This is a genomic window from Entomomonas moraniae (assembly GCF_003991975.1).
GTDB lineage: Bacteria > Pseudomonadota > Gammaproteobacteria > Pseudomonadales > Pseudomonadaceae > Entomomonas > Entomomonas moraniae.
Map to the genome: position 1 here is coordinate 56,277 of NZ_CP029822.1, position 15,943 is coordinate 72,219.

The following is a 15,943-nucleotide window of genomic DNA, read 5'->3' on the forward strand; positions in this document are numbered from 1 at the left end:
CTAAACGTAACAAACATAATCATCCATCACTTTTATGAGTGTTTATATTTTTCGCCAAGATAAACGTTTAATTCCATAGTCACGAAGCCAGCCAATAATAAATGCAGCAATAATATAAAATATAGCTAAGGCAAAGAGCATCAATACTTCATTCCATACGGAACTAATAGGCAGATGAAGTTGATTAGTACCTGCCAGCATTTTAGTGGCCCATGTTGAAGGTAAAAATTTTGAAATAAATAGAATGATGGGAGGCATTGAACTGGATGGCCAAATAGCACCTGAAAAGTAAAAAACAGGCATGGGGATAAAGGTTAATGTGAGATAAACCAACTCAACGCTTCGTAAGCACTGCATGATAAATACTCCCATAGCAATAACTGCCAGTAGAAAGGGAATAACCAATAGTAAAAGTTCAAGGATGGGCGCAGTTTGCCTAAACCCCATAATGGCAGGCCACAGTACTAATAGGACTACCGTTAAAAATAGCCAAATAGGAATAAGCCCCGTGAGTGCTCCTAAGTGAATATGAAAAGGGGTTTTACCATTGTTAGCAATGTATAAAGCAATACTCGTTCGAGTACTTGCCATGAGCATCGATTGTTGCAGCATCATAATCAATAAACCCGGGAGAACGATAGCCGCGAAGTTGACACCCGGATTATAAAGATCAGTTAAGGTGTTGTTCATGGGGTTTAAAACAGCACTTGCCTGATCTTTTGAAAACCCTTGAGCATATAAAAGTTGTTCGTTGTACTGTGTAGAAAGCTGTTGGTAAATTGCCGTAATAGCTTGTTGGATCTGGCCGTTAGACAGTCGGTTAGTAGCGTCACCATAAATAGAAATCGTAACGTTATCACCACGTAAAAAGTGCTTTTCGAAGTCAGGTGGAATGATAATAACGCCAAATAATTTGCGCCAGTGCAGATCATTTTTTGCTTGATTAAGGTTGGTGTAGTTAATGGTTTCCATTTTAGGTGAGCTGTTAATTTGCCTAATAATAAAACGGCTACTCGTACTATGATCCTGATCTATGACCGCAACGGGTAAGTTCCAAACAGATTGATTCCAAAATACAAGGCTGGTTAAACAAAGAGAAACCAGTAACATCATCCACATGGGAGTGTTAAGTAATCTATACAATGTCTGCTTAGCGGTTTGTAAATATTCTTTGAATGCAGGTGCCATGTTAGTTACCATCAGCGATATTAAGGCGATTCTTAAGTCTTTTTCTAACGAGGAATGCGACAACAATCGGATAAATAGAAAGAATTAAACAGACTTCGAGAATAGAGATTGGTTGAACATTTCGTAAGAAGATGTCAAACATAGTGTATAACGCATGGGTTAATGGTTGTAAGTTTGAAATGATTTGTGCGGGTAATGGCATGGATAACTCAGGAACCGTTATTCCTGAATAAGTCATTGCGGAGGCAACCAATAAGCCAATTAAACTATAAGCAGTAATGGCTGATTTTGTAAAAGAAAAAAGTAATACCCCGACCGATTGTGCAGCGATTACGTAAAATATAGCAACAACTAACATATAGAGAGGATTGCCAACAACATGCGCATCTGAGAAAAAAATTAATGCGGCCAAAGAGCAAATTAACGTGGTTACATAAATCAATGTGTAAGGTGCTAGTTTACCCAGTAATGCAATGGAAAATGGGTGTGAGTACAAAATTTTGCGGTGATGGCTTAGTACATAAATCATGCAAGAGACAATAAACATTTGTAATATATGAATGGTTGCTGCAAATTGTTGATAATAAGCATAACTAGAGGTTGCATTAAAAAGGCTATTGTAAACAATGGTTGGATTAGTCAGTTGAGGGAGTGGTATACCATAAGAGGTGGCAATTGTATTACGATAGCTCGTGTTAAGCATTGTAATTAACGCAGGGTAATCTTGCGTTGAGAAATAACCACTACCATAAAATAGGGCATTATAATATAGCTCGGGTGTTGGTTGCTTGCCTGCTAGAACGTCTTTTTCAAAATTAGTAGGAATATAAAGAATAGAGTAAATGTTTGTTTGCTCTAAGTCTCGTAGCGCTGGGGTTAAACCATGCTGATAACGTGTTATTTTGGCGTGGGGGGCGGCATTAAACTCGCGTGCAAGTTGGCGAGATAATGTGGAGTTATCGTTATCAACCAACCCAACAGGAAGATTAAGCAGAGTATTTTGCGCGAATAGCCCTGTTAGTAGAGAGTAGAGAATAATAGGGAAAATCCAAGTGATCCAATGGATGGTAAAGCTTCTTGCGGCGGTTTTTACTTCGTAAGAGAATGAACGATAAAAACATCGCCAATAAAGCTTTATTCTTGCCAATCCCATAATACACTCATTCCAACTCTTAGATTGGCCACAGGTTTATCCAAATATAGTCGCACTTCAAACGTTTTAAGATCAAAGTCGCCTGTTGCTCTTGTTGCACGCTTGGTTGAGAAATCCCCTAGTGGCGCGATATAACCTACACGTGCTTTGATTTTTTTCTTGTCTGTTGCCCCGATAGCAGGGATAGAAACTTCAACAACATCGCCTTTTTTAATTTGAGATAATATATCTTCACGAATATAGAAAATAAAATAAGCTTCTGGAATGCGAATAACTGTCATAAGGGGGCTAGAAGCATTTAAAAGTGCTCCCACTTCAGCAGGAATGGAACCCACTTCGCCATCGATAGGTGATACAACCATTAAGTCGTCTGTGACTGCTTTTACTTCTGCTAAATTTTGTTCTGCCTCTCGTAACTGTGCCGCGTATTGTTCGCGCTGTTCGATACGATCCCCATTTAAGGCTAAGTCTAAATTAGCTCTGGCTGCTTTAACTGACTCAGCCGCTGTATCTCTGTCTCGTAGGTAGTTCTCAAGTGATAGGGTGGATAAGTAACCTTTATCAGCCAGTTGCTTGTTGCGTTTATAAGTACTAATGGCATTGGCATAAGTCGCTTGGGCTTGTAATAAGTCTGCTTTAGCACTACGGATGTTCTCTTCTCGTGAACCATTAAGTGACTCAATTAAACGGGCTTTAGCGTTATCTCGAGCAGCTTCAACCGATTTTAGCTGTGCTATAAGCTCAGGCGAGTCTAGTTTTATGAGAGGTTGCCCAGCCTTAACGTCGTCACCGCGCTCAACATAACGTTCAATAACACGTCCTTTGGCTTTTGAAACGATAATAACTTGGGGAGCATCAACCTCACCTTGTAAAATAATATGTTGATTATTGGCTCTTATTAAGATAGCGAGTGCTGTTGCAATAGCTATAAACGCAAGAGTGATGGCCGATTTTACATTCATAAAGTAACGCGCAATCCTATTAATTAAGAGATATTATTAAAAAGTATTATCTTTGTCATTTAAACTAAAAATAAGTTTCTTTTAAGTTTATTGATTAGTATTTAATGTGGTGTTACGCGCAATACTTCATCAATAGTGGTTAAGCCCTTACCTACTTTTTGAGCACCAGATAATCGTAAACTGTGCATACCATCTTTATAAGCTTGTATACGCACTTCGTCAATATTGGTTTCTGGTTGAATGAGCTGTTTTAACTCATCTGAAAAAAGCATAATTTCATAGATACCTAAACGACCACGATAGCCCGTTTCTCGGCAGTCGTGGCAACCGATAGGTTGCATTGTTTGCTTAGGTACAGGCGACTTCCACGGTTTAGTGAGTTCATCCCAAACCGTTTGATCTATTTCTATGGGTTGTTTGCAGTGAGGACAAAGCGTTCTCACTAAACGTTGTGCCATAATACCTAAAACGGTACTTTTTATCAGATAATAAGGTACACCTAGATCAAGTAACCGTGTGATTGTACTGGGGGCATCGTTGGTATGTAAGGTAGAAAGTACCAGATGGCCTGTTAAAGCTGCCTGAATAGCCATTTCTGCCGTTTCAAGATCACGGATCTCACCAATCATTATAATGTCAGGGTCTTGTCGCATTAACGCACGAATTCCCGATGCAAAGTCCAAGTCGATATTGTGTTGTACTTGCATTTGATTAAAAGAGTCTTCAATCATTTCAATGGGGTCTTCAATCGTACAAACATTAACTTCAGACGTGGCTAACTGTTTTAATGTTGTATAGAGGGTCGTTGTTTTTCCTGAACCAGTTGGCCCCGTAACCAGAATAATACCATTGGGTTGTGAAATCATCTGATCCCAACGGTTGGAGTCTCCATGAGAAAAGCCTAAATCGCTAAAGCCTTTTAATAATACATTAGGGTCAAAGATCCGCATTACCATTTTTTCGCCAAAGGCAGTAGGCAATGTGGATAAACGCAACTCAATTTCGTCACCTAAAGGGGATACAGTTTTTATTCGACCATCTTGTGGTTTTCGGCGTTCAGCAATATTCATTCGACCTAATGTTTTTAAGCGATTAACAACCGCAATCCCTACTTGGGTAGGGAATTGATAAACATTATGCAGAACCCCGTCAATGCGTAGCCTTACGCTGCTTGCTTCCCTACGTGGTTCGATATGAATATCACTGGCGCGCTGTTGGAAAGCATATTGAAAGAGCCAGTCAACGATTTTAATAATATGCGACTCATCGCCCGATAAATCTTCGGTGGTGCTGGTTAAGCTAACAAGCTGTTCAAAGCTAGCATTTGTAAAGTTGTTGTTAAGGCTCTCACCTGATGCCTCATGTACTGAACTACTGAGGTTATAGAACTCATTTGTTAGACGCTGAATGTCGGCGGGATTAATAACAACACGCTCAATAGGGCGTTTTAAAATATGTTGTAAGTTCTTTTCCCATGATTTTACCAGTGGTTGAATACTGGCAATGACTACTTTTTCGAGGTTTGATTCAATGGCAAGAATTTGATTACGTTTAGCAAATGCATAAGACATTACAGAGGTAACTGTCGTCACGTCTACTTTTAACGGGTCTACTCGAACATAGCGTTGTTTAGCAAAATCGGCTAGCCATATTGTCAGTGTTTCTAAATCAAGTTTTTTTCCTGGGCGGGCTAAATCATCAATTTTTTGATGAGCAATAACTTCAAGTGGGCTTTGTATGGCTAAAGGCGTATCTGCTTGGGTCATGTAACATAATTCTTTTGCCCTTGGGGTAATGCGTTTTTGATCGCATAAAGCAATCAATAAATCATTGAGTGTTAAAACATGATCCTTAGATGATATATTTGTAGCCATATTGATATTGTCTGTGTAGATTGTAAGTAATGGTTATATGATAACTAAATTTCGTCGGGGTTGCTCCTTTAAAAATCAATTTATTAAGACAAATATATTTATAGAATTGTGTAAAAGTACTTGACACTTTCGTAGTTATGGTTAAAATTCACCACCTTAATAGGCATATAGCTCAGCTGGTTAGAGCATCACCTTGACATGGTGGGGGTCGTTGGTTCGAGTCCAATTATGCCTACCAATTTAGATTTTTATAAAATCCATGAAACCCCTCAAAAGCACTGGTAGTCGAATTTGAGGGTTTTTTTGTTGCTTGCTATTTTTACCGTTTTTGACTAAATTTAACTATATTTTATCAACTGACGGCGACAAAAAAGGCGACAATGGCGACGATTAGAAAGCGTGGTGACAAATGGCAAGTTCAAATAAAAAAGAAAATAAATGGTCAGGAAGTCAGAGAATCTAATACCTTTTTAACTAAAGGCGAGGCTCAAGCATGGGCTACTATGCGAGAAGCTGACTTAATAGACTCTGATAGAAAAGGGCTTATTGTTGGTAATAAGCATACTCTCTATGACGCACTTATTAAGTATCGTGACGAAATTGCCAGTAAAAAGAAAAGCGTTAAATGGTTAACCACTAAAATAAATAATTTTATAGATACTCTGCCTTTTGTTGGCGAGCTAATTACTAGCATTAAACCTGTACAGTATGCAGAATTTAGAGATAAAAGATTAAAAACAGTCAAGAACTCAACCGTAATAAAAGAACTTGGCATCTTGTCCGTTGTTTACTCTAAGGCTATCAAAGAATGGGGATGGTGCTCCGTAAATCCTATTAGCAACATTGAGAAGCCACGAAAGACAAAACATAGAAACCGCCTAATATCTAATGATGAAATAGACGCTATTCTATCTATTCTTGATTATAAAGAGGGCGACACGCCGACAAGCAAGAAACAGGAATTAGCTTACATATTCTTAATCGCTATTGAAACAGCTATGCGGCAAGGTGAAATTCTATCTTTAACCTATGATGCTGTGTTTTTAGATAAACGTTTTGTTCATCTTGATAAAACGAAGAACGGAGATACTAGGGATGTGCCTTTATCCAATAGGGCCGTTTATTTATTTGAGCAAGTCCTTAAAAATAAGCATGAAGATAATAAGCTTTTTACGTTAAGTTCTGCCAGTGCCGATGCTATGTTTAGAAAGTACCGCAATAAATTAGGGATTAATGATCTACATTTTCACGATACACGCCATGAAGCTATTACGCGCTTATCTAAAAAGCTTGGGGTTTTAGAACTGGCCAGAATGGTAGGACATAGAAATATAAGCCAGTTGATGACTTATTATAACGAGACAGCGGAGAGTTTAGCGAGTAAGTTAGGTTAAACTTTAAAGAAGTATTATTTTATTGGAAAAGTTTTAAATGGAAAATCTTGATATATACATTACCACTATGCCGTCAAGCAGGCCAGCAGATTATTATCTAAGCTGTTTAGGTGGTTCTGTATTTATAGATTTTAATAATTTAGGAAATAGAGTCAGTATTGTAAGAATATCTTTTGATGGTTATGGATGTTGTAATTTGGGAGTTGATACAATACCACTAGATGAGGAAGATTCTGCTGTCTTTAAGAAAAATATGAAATCAAAAAACTTTAACCAAAGGGTAATGTCTCTTATTGTTAGAAAAGCTATTTCGTTAAATGCATCACTAATTTGGACAGACGCTTTAAAGAAGTATGAGCTTATTTGATCACTACTCATACTTCTTTGCTATAACTGCCACAATGTAAGCAGTGTGTATAAGTTCCACATTTACCATCAACATCCAGATCAGGTTTGAAGTTTTTTGGATAGTACCCACTAGGTAAAAAGTTTATTCCACTGGTTATGTCATTCGGAATATGAAATCCAACATGAGGGGCTACGCCATAATAGGGATAAGCGCATTCCCCATCTTGTAGAGTACAATACTTGCAACCCATACCTACACCTTACTCTTATTGATTTTAAAGAAGTGCTTAACTTCACTAGCACGCCACGGCCCAGTTTTATAACGCGCTCTTTTACCACCGATGTTCTTAGGGAAGTTAGGGAGGGCAATAAGATTTCTTGCTGTTTTTGTTGGAACATTTAAACCTTTTGCTATTTCGTAAGCATTTCGCCAGACGAGTGTTTCATCGTCTTGTTTGATGCTGGCTTCTTCGATATTTTGAAGCTTTTGCTTAACCTCTTGAAGCTCAACAATTAAAGGCTCTGTAATGATTTTAGCTAACTCATTAGCTAGGGCTAATATGTCGCTATTTGTCATGAACTGCTGCGGTTGTGTTTGCATGCTAAACTCCAAGCCTGCCGTTAGGGCAGGCGATTAATTAATTCAAAGATAAGGCGTTTTATTCTTCTAATAGCTCTGGTTGATCTTTTTCAGGTTTAATAATATTCATATTGCCCATGTTTGCCGCTGCATCAGCAAGCACGATTAAACAAGTTCCGCCGCCTGCATGTTCAATTAAGGCCAGTTTGTTTTCACTGCTACAGCCTGCAACTTTAATTTTTAACTCTAAACCCGCTTTTGCATTAACTTGCTCAACAACACCACTAATAATTGGCTTGCCTTCACTAGCAATTAAACGGACTGCATTTTTTACCGCTTTAGAAACATTTTCTCTTGCGCGGTCTATTACATCGCGTTGCTTTGCTTCTGGCATTTTTTGCCATACGTCAGGCATTGCTTTAAATTCCTGAATAACCAACTGCATTAATGATTCCCCGATGGTATGAGTTGTCATTTCCTCAATAGTTGGTTCTTGTTGTTCGGTTACTTGATCTTTCTTTGTGTTAGCCATAATTAAACTCTCTCTTTGGTTAAAATTACTACTTAGTTAATGGGTATTACTTGCCTTTGTCGTAGGTTGGTACTGGCTCTTTTTCAGGCTGTAATATCTCTCCCGTGTTAAGGTCTACTTGCTCAGCCTGCTGATGTTCTAGTTCTGGCGTTTCTTCGACGTGGCTATAATCTGTTTCTATAAAGTCGTCTTGAATGCCTAGATCAACATTTTCATCATGAATAACGGCTTCTAGGTACTCAGTGCTAACGGGTAGATATTTAAATAAACGGCGTATGACGGTTTTCTTTGCCATTTCTTCATAATGAGTAAACCAAGGGCTATTGCGTGCTTTTGATAGCGCTCTGATTTTGTCAACTTGCGGTTTGCTCATGACTTCAAATTGAACGCCACCATCTTTTAGATTAGCGACTGCGTAGACAAAAACTAATGCGCCGCGGTCATCATCAAAAGATGGCTTGTGTTCAATATTTGGGTGAAGTCCTAGCGTATAATCAAATTGATCTTTTTCATAAACCGCAATAGCTGAGAGGCTCACTATTTGACCTGATCGTCTGGCTAGGTCAATCATGCCGCGATAACCGATAATAAATTGGCATTCGGTAATGCCTTTTGTGTTGTTTTTAAATGGGATTAAATAGCAGTGTCCTAATGTTCCGCTAGGCTCTAGTCCTAATTGAGAGGCTTGCATAATAGCACTTAAAAAACTTGCTTTATCACAGGTTGCTAGTTGTGGGTTTTTTCTTAACTCAGTCGTGATAATTCTAATCATACGATCTGGCTTGATATGTTTAGGAAGTGCATGAGCAATCTGAGCTTTCATTTTGTCGTCATTGATAAATGATGCTAGCGTGGCTGGCTTTGCTGTTTTTTCTGCTAATGGATTAATAGCGGATGTGGTCATTTTGTTACTCCAGATTTAAATTTAATGTTTCGATTGCGCCCCAATTGCCAGTGCGCTTGCATTCGGAAAAAGTGCTAATGTTTTCTAAATAGATTTGTTCCCCTTGGGTTTTGGCTTCTATAGGTAATTCAAAAATTCTCACTGGATAACGACCACAGTTCAGAGAGGTTGAAACAACCACAAATAAAAAACGGGTTAATGATTCACTGAAATGTGCTTTAAATCCTGCGCTATACCAAGCGTCTTGGACGTGATAACGGTATTCAATAAACGATTTATTAATTCGGTTAAGCTCGCTAGTGGTTTTAATATCAACTAGGCAACTACTATCGATGAGTAATTTATCTGGCCTACACTTTGCTAGTTCTCCAGTTGTTTCCTCATTCCAATAGATAGAGGTTTCAACCTCTCCATTAGCTTCTATTAGCCACTTGATATGCGGGTGAGCTAATGCACTATCTCTCATTAAAAATAGTTTTTTATAATCTTCTTTCGTAATGGGTATTCTGCCGTTTAACTGGCTTTCGAAATCAGCCCAAGCTTCTTTGCCTTTTATTGTGTTGCGTGGTGAGTTTTCAGGACTAACAGCAAACCTATCATTAAAAGTATCAGGCTCTAAAATTAACGTATGGAAAGCGGTACCAATATCTAACGCCTTTCTATTATCTTCATCATAAGGTGCGTTTTTACTCCACAAATACAAAGCAGGGGATTGATCAATTAAATCTAATCCGCTTTTACTGATCCCCTCACTCGCGTGATAATCAGTATTGCTAATATCTTTGTAATAGCCTGCTTGCATGGCTATTTACCCCTTTACATTGATTTGCTTAACGTTGTTATCTAGCCTTGACTCTTGTAGCCATAAAAAGGCTTTGGCTTCGGCTGGTGTAATGGTTAATGGATCAATCTTTTTAAGATTGCTGTTAATTACTACTTGATTGCTATCATTGGTTAACTCAATGATTACGCTGTTTCTGAGCATCCAGTAGGCTAGTTTTCTGAGCATGGTTGTTGCTCCCTGTTAAAAGTTATCAATAGCGCGAGACAGGGTTTCAAGGCTGTTTTTGACATTAGCCCCATTGATCGGCATTGATATTCGAGTTGGTGATCGACCAAGGTTTTTATCGTTATGAACCACTACACTGATGTAGAGGTCCTTTTGTTTTGCTTCTTCGATTAGCTTGATTAGTTCGTTCATGATCAATTCCTTTAAACTGCATAAATAACAATTGCCCAGACAACCAGCGCTGACCAAAGAGCGCCCATAACGATATTTAGTAACGTTTCCATTAGTACCAACCCTCTGCGTGTCTTACTTCGTAGCCCAATATGTTGTAATCGTCTTGTTCTTCTCTAACTTGTTCTAGTGCTCCCTCATAAGCGAAAGGCTCTAGCATTCTTTGTGCAACTTCGTTGATTATTTTTAAATCTCTTTCTCTTCGAGACTCTGAAATAACACCTTTTAGGCGAGATTGTAGAAAGGTGTATTGATCGTCTTTGCTATCTGCTTCAATAAATGCGTTTTCCGCTTCAATCCAGAACGTTTGCAGATCAACAACAACCTTGTGATCGATAACAACATCCTGGTTATCAATTAGGTTTTGGGTTTGTTCTTTAATCCAAGCGTCGATATGTGATTGTGTGATTTGCATTTTTGAATCGCCTTTAATTCGTTTATTAATTAAATAATACATATTCGAATTATAAAGGTCAATACATTAACGAATTGGTTTTTTGTTTTTTATATATTTACTTGAAAGATAAGGAGTTAAAATTTAATTATTTTGGAAATGAACTAGGGTAATTTTTACCCTAGTTGAGAAGATTGACACCTAAATTAGTTTTATAAACTTATTGCTTTTGCTACAGTCCCTTTTTATACATGTTTATATTTGCTTTGCTTGCACAATCAAGATCAGAATCAAGAGAATAGTCTACGGCAATTATTGTATTATTTTTATTTTGGGGGGAAATAAATGGGTATAAGACAATAAGAGATATTCCATAATCACTGTTTATGTTGTGTGTTATAGATTCAGTCCATACATAAGAAAACACTCTAGCTGTTTTGTATTTTTTTAAAGTGTTCGCCCAGTCTTTTTTGTAAGCACCCTTTGACTCATCGAGAAAAAAGCCAGATCCATATTTATTTTCTAAAATATCTCTTAGCATATATATTATTTTTTGTGCTTCTGCTCCACCACTATCAGTTTCTATAGGGTTTGTAAATCCAGTTATAGAACATAATTTATCTTCTGTTGTATTGAACGTATAGATATAGGATGTAAAGAGTTTATTTTCGATTGGGGTGCTAAAGGATGAATAGGAATTATTCTTCTTATTAAACAAAACGATTCCCTTTTTAATTACATCTTTCTTGCTAAGGTCATTATGCAAACCAAAAGCTCCAAAATCAGCTTTTTTTATACTGTTTTCAGTCCACTGCACCATAAGACTTGCGGAGCATGAGGTAATACCTGTTAATGTGTCTCTATTAACGTTTATATGTCCTGAATCCAGGCTAGACGGTTCTATGGTTTTTTTTCTAATAGAAGCTTCTTTATTTGCCAAATTTATTATGTGATCATTACATACATTAGACACGACTGTTTCATTTGGAATGAATTGATATTCTGAGTACTGTGTCGTGAGGTACAATCCGTTCTCCGTTTCTTTTATGCTTTGTGACGGAGAGGTCGAGTTGCTAGAGCATGATGAAATAATAATGGTTGATAGTATTAGAGCTACTTTCTTCATTGTTTAAATCCTTTTTCCATTCCAAACAAATAAAGCTTTGCCATGAATAACTAATTGCTGTAACTCCTCGTCCTTAATGTCGTAAGGTGGGTATTTGGCATTATCGGAGATCATGCGAATGCAGTTAGGTAGTATTTGCAACCGTTTTAAATAGAGTTTTTCCCCTAAGGTAAAAACATAAATTCCGTCAGCTATTAATGATCTGGCTTCATGATTAATTACTATGGGATCTCCATCATTAAAAGTACCCTCCATGCTGTCGCCTATGCCCGTAATAATAGATAACTTACTGCTTTGAGTGATGTTAATTCCTTGGCGTATAAAAAAATCTTTATCTACCGTAATGGTTATAACGGGTTGTTGATAGTCTGGCGGAAACTTACCAGCCCCCATTGATGCCTCAATATCAAATTGAGGGATTTCGATTATGTTTTTATTACTTAATACTGAATTAGATCCTTGTTTTTTTGCCTCTTTCCCTGTCACAAGCCAAGTAAAGTCTAAGCTTAATGCTTTTGCAATACTTTCAATTGAGTCGTTACGCGGGCTTTTCACATCTCCAGAGACGATTCTATGAATAGTTGGCTGCGGCACGCCGCTACGCCTTGCAAGTTCGCCCTCTGAGTAGCCTCTTGTTTTCATTGCTTCAAAAATTCTTTTGCCTATAGTCATGTTTAACCTATCCATATTCGTATTAATAAAGTGTATTGCATTGATTAATTCAAATGTGTATTATTAAATAACTCGAATATGTATTTGTAGGTATAAATATGAATTATTTAACTGTTCAAGAAATGATTAAAGTAATCTTGTCCAAAAAAAAATACTCTCAGTACTCTTTAGCTAAAGAAGCAGGTACTTCACAGCCTACTATAAATAGGACTTTGAAAGGAGAAACAGCACCTAAATATAAATTAGGCAAAGCCATCGAAGCGCTTTACAACGAAGTGATGAGTAAGGGCGAATAATGCCAGCCTTTCAGATTAACGATGATGAGTGGTGTTGCTTGAGGGGATTACCTTACCTTGCAAGAGAGGTTTATTTTGTCTTGCGGCGGTATATGGATTATTCCACGGGCATTACTGGTATTCAGCGCAAAGTATCACTTAAAGCTATTAGTGAGGAACTTTATGTAGAACCTCATCAAGGACTGACTGATAGCGGAGAACCAACAGAAAGGCAAATTAGACGTGCGTTAGATTGGCTAGAAAAAGCTGGTTTAATCAAGCGAGACAAGACATTTAACAAGTCTAGCAAACAATCTGTTTTTAAGCTTATTTTAGCTTCACGGGATTACTCCGTTCAAAATAAAGTGGACAGTCAAAAAGAGGCTTATGCGGTCAGTAAGCGGTCAGTATTAGAGGATAACAACGGCAAGGATTCAATAGATTTTGATAGTGGTCAAGTGGACAGTAGCAAAACATCAAAAGCGGTCATGCCTCCGGTAGTAAAAACAAAAACAAATATATATAGCGATGAGGAACGTTACAGCATGCATGTTGATTGGTTTCCTGATTGGCAACTTTTTAAATCCAAGATGATTAGATCTGGACTGGGCAAAGCACCTATACCGCCTGATGTGCTGGATAACTTTAAATATTACTGGCTGGGTCGTCCGAACATTCAAAAGACAACGAAAGACTGGGAACAAACGCTATTCAACCATGTAAAAAATAATTTAGTGAGAGGTAAAGGCAATGCAAGCAGGAATTCAAACGGTACTAGACAAGGCAAAGAGTCACTTATTGAGCGGACAAGGCGAGAGCTTGATAGCTGGGTTGCCGAATAATCAGCCTATTGATAAAGCAAAAATAGCCGATTTCTGGGAGCGCATGACGGGGCTTTTTGGTTATCGCTGGGCGAGTCAGTATGGCAAGCTGCCAACTAAAGAATGGGCCATGTTGATTAATCATTTATCAATGGACGCAATAGAGACGGGCGTTAAAAATATGGTGGCTTCTAATACAACGGGATGGCCTCCAACGCCGATAGAATTTAATGCTTTATGCACTAATGTATCTCTGCAGGCTTTAGGACTGCCTGATTTAAATACTGCTTTCAATAGAGCGTTAAGCGGTATGTATAGAAATGCTGTTATCGAAGCGGCTGCAAAAGAAACTGGCGTATTTGATTTACAGCGCGGCACGACTACCGATTTAAATTTAAAAAAGCGTTTTGAGTATAACTATCTTGAAATGGCTAGAAGATGGGCTAAAGGTGAGAGTTTAAAAAGGCCAGTCACCAAGGCTATCGAAAGCACCAAGCAATCGGCCTCTTTTGGCGTCTGTGACGATTTAATAGATCAGGAGATACAAAGACAGCAAGCAAGCGGAAAAAGCGGCTATGGGGCGTTTAAGGCGCTTAAGGGTAAATAAATTAATGAATAACTTTGATAATTCCATTCCAGAGGCTTTTCCTAGCAGCATTATAATGTTCGAACACAATTTTGAACGATTGGTTAACAAAATCATCAGATTTATCTTTGTTATGAATAAAATACAAAGCAACAATATCATCAACTGTTTTAGGAACTTTAATTACTTTGGTCATTGTATTCGTCCTCTCGTAAGTACGATGAATACTTTTGGCCAAATATTCTGTGTTGTCTATAAAGTTAGTTTGAGTATCTATAAAAGTATTTACAGCAAGTATACTCAAGTCATCCGGATATTTAAGCCAGTCAAATTGTTTTATTTGATCTACGGATATTTTTATAGATTTCCAGTGGTAGGATATGTTAGCTTCATCTTCAGAACTATATTCTTGAGGTATACTGCTTATATTCCTTATCAAGGCCGAGTATCTATCAATACATATTTCAATAATACTTATGAATTTTTTAATATCTTCTATTTTTTCATTATTTTTTTCTTTTTTAGTAGTTTCAATCTGAGAGTTACTAATAATAATTGCAGAAAAAATGGCAATTACACTGATGATTGCTTGCATCCAACCAGCATCAAGCCCTTTCAACCACATTATGAAAGTTATTAATATTGTTAAAAATATAAGTAATATTAAAGTTATATTTGTTGTTGTAACCCATTTATTAAGATTGAACATAATTAGTTCCTTTAAATAATAGTTGTGAGGTAATTCTATAGTGAGAGAACATGACGAGCAAGTAGCTTTAATCAACTGGTTTGCTACACAATTTCCAAAATATGCTACTCGTCTAGTGGCAACACCTAACGCAGCAAAGCGAAGTCTAAAGTTAGCCGCCATGATGAAAGCTGAGGGGATGCGTAAAGGTTTTCCTGATCTTAATTTACCCGTTGCTAGAAAAGGGTTTCATGGTTTATATATTGAGCTTAAAAGAACCAAAGGTGGCAAATTATCAGATGAGCAGGGAGAGTGGCTAGATTTTTTAAGTAGTGAGGGCTACAAAGCTGTTTGCGCTAAAGGATGGGATGAGGCGAGGGCCGTTATTATTGATTATATGAGAGGTTAATCAGTGGCTAAAAGACGATGCAAAACGGATTGGTTTAGGCTGTTGTCAGATTTGAAAAGATTTGGCTTTAGTCATAACGATATTTTTAAAAGAACCAGTATCCCTATTGGTACTATTTCAGGCTATAAGCAAGGTTCAGAGCCTAAGCATGCTGATGGGGAAAGATTAATTCGTTTATGGTGTGAGGTGACGGGCGGGAATAGAGAGGATGCGCCTACGGTTAGCAGGCGTAGCGCTCATTTTTAGGTTTATATGTGTCTTCCGATGCAAAGTATTTTTACTGTTTGAGAGAACTCATCGAGGACAAAGTAAACTCTCTGCCCTTGATTCAATCTTAGCGAGTGAATATCTCCTCTACCTCCTTGTAGAATTTCATAATCATTATCCCATGCAACATCCTCTAGGTTTAGTGCAGCAATAGGGTTAGTGTTTGTGCCTCTAAAAGCTCTCACCCAATTAAAATAATTACGCATTCCAGATGCAGGGACAGGAATTTTTTCTTTTCTAGGGATTTTTTCATCTACAGTCCAAACCATACATATATCCTTATAAAATATTATTTAGTTTTTCTATTATACACAAAAAACCTGAACAAAAAGCAAACTATCGGGAAACCGTAAATCATTATTTTCTATCCTATGGGGAGGGGTTAGGGGAGGGGCTGGAACATCCTAACCACTCTTAACCCTCAGAATAGCTAATCAGTAGTGTTTAACACATAAAAAAATTATTCATTCTGATAGTTGTTTTAGAACTTAACCGCGCGCGAGTGCGAGAACTTCCCACAAAAAACGAGG

The 15,943-nt window shown here is 37.6% G+C and carries 23 protein-coding genes and 1 tRNA gene; 8 read left to right on the forward strand and 16 right to left on the reverse strand.

Going from position 1 to position 15,943, the window contains the following annotated elements; translation table 11 throughout:
• Positions 1–42: 42 nt before the first annotated feature.
• The 4 genes from DM558_RS00260 to DM558_RS00275 all read right to left on the reverse strand — a co-directional run bounded on the left by DM558_RS00260 (position 43) and on the right by DM558_RS00275 (position 5,177).
• On the reverse strand, positions 43–1,188 hold the full coding sequence (locus DM558_RS00260) for an ABC transporter permease (protein ID WP_127161521.1): 1,146 nt from the start codon (positions 1,186–1,188) through the stop codon (positions 43–45).
• A gap of 1 nt (position 1,189) precedes the next feature.
• On the reverse strand, positions 1,190–2,341 hold the full coding sequence (locus DM558_RS00265) for an ABC transporter permease (RefSeq protein WP_127161522.1): 1,152 nt from the start codon (positions 2,339–2,341) through the stop codon (positions 1,190–1,192).
• Complete coding sequence (locus tag DM558_RS00270; protein WP_127161523.1) at positions 2,323–3,303, reverse strand: HlyD family secretion protein; 981 nt, start codon at positions 3,301–3,303, stop codon at positions 2,323–2,325. Before DM558_RS00270 ends, DM558_RS00265 begins: the two co-directional genes overlap by 19 nt.
• A gap of 101 nt (positions 3,304–3,404) precedes the next feature.
• Entirely contained in the window at positions 3,405–5,177 is a 1,773-nt protein-coding gene (locus DM558_RS00275) for a GspE/PulE family protein (RefSeq protein ID WP_127161524.1), read from the reverse strand.
• A 161-nt stretch (positions 5,178–5,338) separates the two neighbouring features.
• Between DM558_RS00275 and DM558_RS00280 the strand changes: the two genes are divergently transcribed.
• From DM558_RS00280 to DM558_RS00290, 3 genes are all read left to right on the forward strand, one after another.
• Positions 5,339–5,415, forward strand: a tRNA-Val gene (locus tag DM558_RS00280).
• 142 nt (positions 5,416–5,557) lie between these two features.
• On the forward strand, positions 5,558–6,571 hold the full coding sequence (locus DM558_RS00285) for a tyrosine-type recombinase/integrase (protein WP_127161525.1): 1,014 nt from the start codon (positions 5,558–5,560) through the stop codon (positions 6,569–6,571).
• Positions 6,572–6,608: 37 nt separating this feature from the next.
• A complete protein-coding gene (locus tag DM558_RS00290; protein WP_127161526.1) occupies positions 6,609–6,938 on the forward strand; it encodes a hypothetical protein in 330 nt (109 codons plus the stop codon).
• A 7-nt stretch (positions 6,939–6,945) separates the two neighbouring features.
• On the opposite strand, the gene DM558_RS00295 is transcribed toward DM558_RS00290, so the two are convergent.
• The 10 genes from DM558_RS00295 to DM558_RS00335 form a co-directional block, all read right to left on the reverse strand.
• Entirely contained in the window at positions 6,946–7,170 is a 225-nt protein-coding gene (locus tag DM558_RS00295; protein ID WP_127161527.1) for a hypothetical protein, read from the reverse strand.
• A 2-nt stretch (positions 7,171–7,172) separates the two neighbouring features.
• Positions 7,173–7,520, reverse strand: coding sequence for a hypothetical protein (locus tag DM558_RS00300; RefSeq protein WP_127161528.1), 348 nt, complete (start codon positions 7,518–7,520; stop codon positions 7,173–7,175).
• Positions 7,521–7,578: 58 nt separating this feature from the next.
• Positions 7,579–8,031: a hypothetical protein gene (locus DM558_RS00305; protein ID WP_127161529.1), complete on the reverse strand. Its 453-nt coding sequence runs from the start codon at positions 8,029–8,031 to the stop codon at positions 7,579–7,581.
• 46 nt (positions 8,032–8,077) lie between these two features.
• A complete protein-coding gene (recT, locus tag DM558_RS00310) occupies positions 8,078–8,935 on the reverse strand; it encodes a recombination protein RecT (RefSeq protein WP_127161530.1) in 858 nt (285 codons plus the stop codon).
• A gap of 4 nt (positions 8,936–8,939) precedes the next feature.
• Positions 8,940–9,737, reverse strand: coding sequence for a PD-(D/E)XK nuclease-like domain-containing protein (locus DM558_RS00315; protein WP_127161531.1), 798 nt, complete (start codon positions 9,735–9,737; stop codon positions 8,940–8,942).
• A 6-nt stretch (positions 9,738–9,743) separates the two neighbouring features.
• The gene (locus DM558_RS00320) at positions 9,744–9,944 is read right to left on the reverse strand and encodes a hypothetical protein (RefSeq protein ID WP_127161532.1); all 201 of its coding nucleotides are present in this window, start codon (positions 9,942–9,944) and stop codon (positions 9,744–9,746) included.
• A gap of 15 nt (positions 9,945–9,959) precedes the next feature.
• Complete coding sequence (locus DM558_RS15545) at positions 9,960–10,136, reverse strand: hypothetical protein (protein WP_164731204.1); 177 nt, start codon at positions 10,134–10,136, stop codon at positions 9,960–9,962.
• Positions 10,137–10,227: 91 nt separating this feature from the next.
• A complete protein-coding gene (locus DM558_RS00325) occupies positions 10,228–10,590 on the reverse strand; it encodes a hypothetical protein (protein ID WP_127161533.1) in 363 nt (120 codons plus the stop codon).
• Positions 10,591–10,801: 211 nt separating this feature from the next.
• Positions 10,802–11,695, reverse strand: a complete 894-nt coding sequence (locus tag DM558_RS00330; RefSeq protein WP_127161534.1) for a hypothetical protein — start codon at positions 11,693–11,695, stop codon at positions 10,802–10,804.
• 3 nt (positions 11,696–11,698) lie between these two features.
• The gene (locus DM558_RS00335) at positions 11,699–12,367 is read right to left on the reverse strand and encodes an XRE family transcriptional regulator (RefSeq protein ID WP_164731205.1); all 669 of its coding nucleotides are present in this window, start codon (positions 12,365–12,367) and stop codon (positions 11,699–11,701) included.
• Between the two features lie 98 nt (positions 12,368–12,465).
• Here DM558_RS00335 and DM558_RS00340 point away from each other — a divergent pair, with 98 nt between their 5' ends.
• The 3 genes from DM558_RS00340 to DM558_RS00350 are packed head-to-tail and all read left to right on the forward strand — an operon-like array spanning position 12,466 to position 14,070.
• Positions 12,466–12,663 (forward strand): helix-turn-helix domain-containing protein, encoded by a 198-nt coding sequence (locus tag DM558_RS00340; RefSeq protein ID WP_127161536.1) that lies wholly within the window; start codon positions 12,466–12,468, stop codon positions 12,661–12,663.
• Positions 12,663–13,484, forward strand: coding sequence for a DnaT-like ssDNA-binding domain-containing protein (locus tag DM558_RS00345; protein ID WP_127161537.1), 822 nt, complete (start codon positions 12,663–12,665; stop codon positions 13,482–13,484). Before DM558_RS00340 ends, DM558_RS00345 begins: the two co-directional genes overlap by 1 nt.
• Positions 13,462–14,070 (forward strand): hypothetical protein, encoded by a 609-nt coding sequence (locus DM558_RS00350; protein ID WP_127161538.1) that lies wholly within the window; start codon positions 13,462–13,464, stop codon positions 14,068–14,070. The genes DM558_RS00345 and DM558_RS00350 overlap by 23 nt, the downstream gene beginning before the upstream one ends.
• Before the next feature lies 1 nt (position 14,071).
• Here DM558_RS00350 and DM558_RS00355 read toward each other — a convergent pair whose 3' ends face one another.
• Positions 14,072–14,758: a hypothetical protein gene (locus tag DM558_RS00355; protein ID WP_127161539.1), complete on the reverse strand. Its 687-nt coding sequence runs from the start codon at positions 14,756–14,758 to the stop codon at positions 14,072–14,074.
• Between the two features lie 40 nt (positions 14,759–14,798).
• On the opposite strand from DM558_RS00355, the gene DM558_RS00360 reads away from it, so the two are divergent.
• A complete protein-coding gene (locus DM558_RS00360) occupies positions 14,799–15,146 on the forward strand; it encodes a VRR-NUC domain-containing protein (protein ID WP_164731206.1) in 348 nt (115 codons plus the stop codon).
• Between the two features lie 3 nt (positions 15,147–15,149).
• The gene (locus tag DM558_RS00365; RefSeq protein ID WP_127161541.1) at positions 15,150–15,392 is read left to right on the forward strand and encodes a hypothetical protein; all 243 of its coding nucleotides are present in this window, start codon (positions 15,150–15,152) and stop codon (positions 15,390–15,392) included.
• Between the two features lie 2 nt (positions 15,393–15,394).
• Here DM558_RS00365 and DM558_RS00370 read toward each other — a convergent pair whose 3' ends face one another.
• The gene (locus tag DM558_RS00370) at positions 15,395–15,682 is read right to left on the reverse strand and encodes a hypothetical protein (protein WP_127161542.1); all 288 of its coding nucleotides are present in this window, start codon (positions 15,680–15,682) and stop codon (positions 15,395–15,397) included.
• Between the last annotated feature and the right edge of the window lie 261 nt (positions 15,683–15,943).

Excerpts from the sequence above, each read along its gene's own strand:
- DM558_RS00295 (WP_127161527.1), bottom strand. The coding sequence starts at position 7,170 with ATGGGTTGCAAGTATTGTACTCTACAAGATGGGGAATGCGCTTATCCC.
- DM558_RS15545 (WP_164731204.1), bottom strand. The coding sequence starts at position 10,136 with ATGAACGAACTAATCAAGCTAATCGAAGAAGCAAAACAAAAGGACCTC.
- DM558_RS00335 (WP_164731205.1), bottom strand. The coding sequence starts at position 12,367 with ATGACTATAGGCAAAAGAATTTTTGAAGCAATGAAAACAAGAGGCTAC.
- DM558_RS00355 (WP_127161539.1), bottom strand. The coding sequence starts at position 14,758 with ATGTTCAATCTTAATAAATGGGTTACAACAACAAATATAACTTTAATA.
- DM558_RS00325 (WP_127161533.1), bottom strand. The coding sequence starts at position 10,590 with ATGCAAATCACACAATCACATATCGACGCTTGGATTAAAGAACAAACC.
- DM558_RS00285 (WP_127161525.1), top strand. The coding sequence starts at position 5,558 with ATGGCGACGATTAGAAAGCGTGGTGACAAATGGCAAGTTCAAATAAAA.
- DM558_RS00345 (WP_127161537.1), top strand. The coding sequence starts at position 12,663 with ATGCCAGCCTTTCAGATTAACGATGATGAGTGGTGTTGCTTGAGGGGA.
- DM558_RS00290 (WP_127161526.1), top strand. The coding sequence starts at position 6,609 with ATGGAAAATCTTGATATATACATTACCACTATGCCGTCAAGCAGGCCA.
- DM558_RS00305 (WP_127161529.1), bottom strand. The coding sequence starts at position 8,031 with ATGGCTAACACAAAGAAAGATCAAGTAACCGAACAACAAGAACCAACT.
- DM558_RS00265 (WP_127161522.1), bottom strand. The coding sequence starts at position 2,341 with ATGGGATTGGCAAGAATAAAGCTTTATTGGCGATGTTTTTATCGTTCA.
- DM558_RS00370 (WP_127161542.1), bottom strand. The coding sequence starts at position 15,682 with ATGGTTTGGACTGTAGATGAAAAAATCCCTAGAAAAGAAAAAATTCCT.
- DM558_RS00320 (WP_127161532.1), bottom strand. The coding sequence starts at position 9,944 with ATGCTCAGAAAACTAGCCTACTGGATGCTCAGAAACAGCGTAATCATT.
- DM558_RS00300 (WP_127161528.1), bottom strand. The coding sequence starts at position 7,520 with ATGCAAACACAACCGCAGCAGTTCATGACAAATAGCGACATATTAGCC.
- DM558_RS00260 (WP_127161521.1), bottom strand. The coding sequence starts at position 1,188 with ATGGCACCTGCATTCAAAGAATATTTACAAACCGCTAAGCAGACATTG.
- DM558_RS00315 (WP_127161531.1), bottom strand. The coding sequence starts at position 9,737 with ATGCAAGCAGGCTATTACAAAGATATTAGCAATACTGATTATCACGCG.
- DM558_RS00275 (WP_127161524.1), bottom strand. The coding sequence starts at position 5,177 with ATGGCTACAAATATATCATCTAAGGATCATGTTTTAACACTCAATGAT.
- recT (WP_127161530.1), bottom strand. The coding sequence starts at position 8,935 with ATGACCACATCCGCTATTAATCCATTAGCAGAAAAAACAGCAAAGCCA.
- DM558_RS00270 (WP_127161523.1), bottom strand. The coding sequence starts at position 3,303 with ATGAATGTAAAATCGGCCATCACTCTTGCGTTTATAGCTATTGCAACA.
- DM558_RS00340 (WP_127161536.1), top strand. The coding sequence starts at position 12,466 with ATGAATTATTTAACTGTTCAAGAAATGATTAAAGTAATCTTGTCCAAA.
- DM558_RS00330 (WP_127161534.1), bottom strand. The coding sequence starts at position 11,695 with ATGAAGAAAGTAGCTCTAATACTATCAACCATTATTATTTCATCATGC.